The following is a 3,078-nucleotide window of genomic DNA, read 5'->3' as shown; positions in this document are numbered from 1 at the left end:
CGCGCGCCGCCGCCGGCCCGACGGAGGCCGCCGCGGGCGCGGAGTGCGTCATCACCATCGTGCCCACCAGCAAGCAGGTGGCCGAGGCGGTGGAGGCCATGGCGCCATCGCTCGCCGCCGGCATGCTGGTGATCGACATGACATCCGGCCAGCCGGGTCGCACGCGCGAGATCGCGGCGGGCCTCGCGGCCAAGGGTGTGGCGATGATCGACTGCCCCGTCTCGGGCGGCGTTCCCCGTGCGAGGAGCGGGCAGCTCGCCATCATGGCCGGCGGCGAGGACGCCGATCTCGACCGTGCCGAGCCTGTGCTGAAGGCGATGGGCACCTCCATCCACCGCTGCGGGCCGATCGGCGCGGGCCAGGCGATGAAGGCGCTTAACAACCTGGTCTCGGCCGGCGGCTACCTCATCGGCATTGAGGCGCTGCTGATCGGCCAGCGCTTCGGGCTCGACCCGGCCAAGATGGTGGATGTGCTGAACGCCAGCACGGGGATGAACAACTCGACCCAGAAGAAGTTCAAGGAATACGTGCTGTCGCGCCGCTTCGACGCGGGCTTCGGGCTGGACCTGATGGTCAAGGACCTGTCCATCGCCCTCGAAGTCGGTCGCGAAACCACCACGCCGACCCCCTTCGCCGCACTGTGCCGCGAGATGTGGGCGGCGGCCGCGGCGATGCTCGGGCCGGGGGCGGACCACACCGCGGTGGCGAAGCTGTCCGAGCAGATGTCGGGCACCACGCTCGGGGGGAATGTCCAGAAATGACCTGGGAAGCCTATGCCATCCGCTACGGGCGGCACGAGCGCACGGCGCAGACCAACCACCTGCTGCCGCTGCCCGATCCGCACGAGGCGATGCCGCTCGACTACTACGTGTGGCTGCTGCGCGGGCCGGACGGCCGGGAGATCGTGGTCGACACCGGCTTCGATGCCGAACTCGCGGCCAAGCGCGGGCGCATGCTGTCGCGCGCGGTGGGCGACTGCCTGACCGCCATGGGCACCGACCCGGCCCGCGTGCAGGACGTGATCATCACGCACCTGCACTACGACCATGCCGGCAGCCTCGGCATCTTCCCCGCCGCGCGCTTCCACCTGCAGGAACGCGAGATGCACTTCGCGGTCGGCCGGCACATGTGCGTCCACGCCATCCGCATGCCCTTCGAGGCCGAGCATGTGGTGGCCATGGTGCGCGCGCTATATGCCGACCGCGTGGAGTTCCACGACGGCGATGCCGAGATCGCGGCCGGCGTCAGCGTTCACCGCGTCGGCGGCCATTCCGACGGGCTGCAGGTGGTGCGCGTCGAGACCGCGCGCGGGCCGGTGGTGATCGCCTCCGACGCCATGCACTTCTACGCCAACGCGCTGTCGGGCAATCCCTTCCCGATCATCTTCGACCTGGGCGCGATGGCGGCGGGCTGGCGCACGGCGAAGAAGCTCGCGGGCGGTGACGACAGTCGCGTCATCCCCGGCCACGACCCGCTGGTGCGCGAGCGCTTCCCGCCGGTACCCGGCCAGGATGGCGAGGTCGTGGCGCTGCACCTGCCGCCGCGGGCCTGAGAGACCGCTTGAGAATGCACCGTTCGGCGCATTCTGCAGTCCGGCACCGGCGTCAGCGCAGGACGACGACCGCCCCGGCGGCCAGGCCGGCCGTGCAAAACAGGTAGGACAGCATCGGCCAGGTGCGTCGCGGCCCGCGCGCGGCGATCAGCGCGTTCACCGCCAGCGAGGCCATCACCGCCGCGACCGGCTGCGACCAGTGGAAATACACGAAGCCGAAGATCATCAGGCCGATCCACGACAACAGGGACAGCCTGGCCAGTATGCCCCACACCATGTCGGAGGCGGCCGAGGCCGGGCGCATCTCGGGTGCCGCGGAGCGGCTGCGGATGAAGCTGCCGCCCGAGAGCAGCATCGTGGCCATGAAGTAGGTCGACATCGGCCGCACACTTGCGTCGGTCCCGCCTTCGGCGCAAGACCGCGGCGGCGGGCGCTCCGCCCCCGATCCTGCGAGACGTGACGCCTTGCCGACCGCCCCAGCCCCCGCCGTGCTGCAGGTCCTGCCCGCGCTCGGCGCCGGCGGCGTGGAGCGCGGCACGCTTGAGATCGCGGATGCGCTGGTGCGCGCGGGCCTGCGCGCCTACGTGGCCTCGGCCGGCGGGCCCCTGGTCGGGCGGCTCGAAGCGCTCGGCGCGCGCCATGTGACGCTGCCGCTCGCGACCAAGTCGCCAGCCGGGATCTGGCACAACGCTGCGGCGCTGGCGGCGCTGGTCCGCGCCGAGGGCATCGCCATCCTGCACGCGCGCTCACGCGCGCCGGCCTGGTCGGCCTGGCTCGCTGCGCGGCGCAGCGGGGCGCGCTTCGTCACCACCTATCACGGCACCTACAATGAAGGGTTCCCGGGCAAGCGACTCTACAACTCGGTGATGGCGCGCGGCGATCGCGTCATCGCCATCAGCCATTTCATCGCGGACCACCTGCGGTCCCGCCACGGCACCGACCCGGCGCGCATCCGCATCATCCCGCGCGGCGTGGACGAATCGCAGTTCGACCCCGCCCGCGTGGCGCCCGAGCGCATCGCGCGACTGCGCGAGGCCTGGGGCCTGCCGGAGGGGCCCCCGGTCGTAATGCTGCCCGGCCGCGTCACCCGCTGGAAAGGGCAGGGCGTGCTGGTCGATGCCATGGCCCGCCTGCCCGGCAATGCGCTGGCCCTGCTCGTCGGCGATGCGCAGGGCCGTGCCGGCTTCCTCGAGGAACTGCGCGGGCGCATCGCCGCGCTTGGGCTCGCGGACCGCGTGCGTCTTGTCGGCCATGCGGAGGACATGCCCGCCGCGCTGCTGCTGGCCGATGTGGTGGTGCATGCCTCGACCGACGCCGAGGCCTTCGGCCGCACGGTGATCGAGGCGCAGGCGATGGAACGCTGCGTGATCGCGAGCGACCTGGGCGGCCCGCGCGAGACGGTGCAGGAGGGTGTCACGGGCTGGCGCGTGCCGCCGGGCGATCCGGCGGCGCTGGCGGCGGCGATCGGCCACGTGCTGGCGCTGCCGCCCGAAGACCGCGCGGCGATCGGCGCGCGGGCGCGCGCC

General features: G+C 72.4%; 4 protein-coding genes. 3 read left to right on the top strand and 1 reads right to left on the bottom strand.

All coding sequences use genetic code 11. The annotated features are described in order from the left end of the window. Both HW578_RS24740 and HW578_RS24735 read left to right on the top strand, forming a co-directional pair. On the top strand, positions 1 to 761 hold a 761-nt coding region (locus HW578_RS24740; protein ID WP_198373364.1), incomplete at its 5' end, for an NAD(P)-dependent oxidoreductase. Next, complete coding sequence (locus HW578_RS24735; RefSeq protein ID WP_198373363.1) at positions 758 to 1,552, top strand: N-acyl homoserine lactonase family protein; 795 nt, start codon at positions 758 to 760, stop codon at positions 1,550 to 1,552. The genes HW578_RS24740 and HW578_RS24735, both read left to right, overlap by 4 nt. A 52-nt stretch (positions 1,553 to 1,604) precedes the next feature. On the opposite strand, the gene HW578_RS24730 is transcribed toward HW578_RS24735, so the two are convergent. Then, positions 1,605 to 1,931 carry a multidrug DMT transporter permease gene (locus HW578_RS24730; protein WP_198373362.1) on the bottom strand — a complete coding sequence of 109 codons (327 nt, stop codon included), beginning with the start codon at positions 1,929 to 1,931 and terminating at the stop codon, positions 1,605 to 1,607. A gap of 85 nt (positions 1,932 to 2,016) precedes the next feature. On the opposite strand from HW578_RS24730, the gene HW578_RS24725 reads away from it, so the two are divergent. After that, the coding region (locus HW578_RS24725) for a glycosyltransferase family 4 protein (RefSeq protein ID WP_198373361.1) at positions 2,017 to 3,078 on the top strand (1,062 nt) is incomplete at its 3' end.

The sequence above is a fragment of the Roseomonas rosulenta genome (assembly GCF_016106005.1).
Lineage (GTDB): Bacteria > Pseudomonadota > Alphaproteobacteria > Acetobacterales > Acetobacteraceae > Neoroseomonas > Neoroseomonas rosulenta.
Note: the sequence above shows the minus strand (reverse complement) of the source record. Positions and strands in the feature narration are given on the sequence as shown.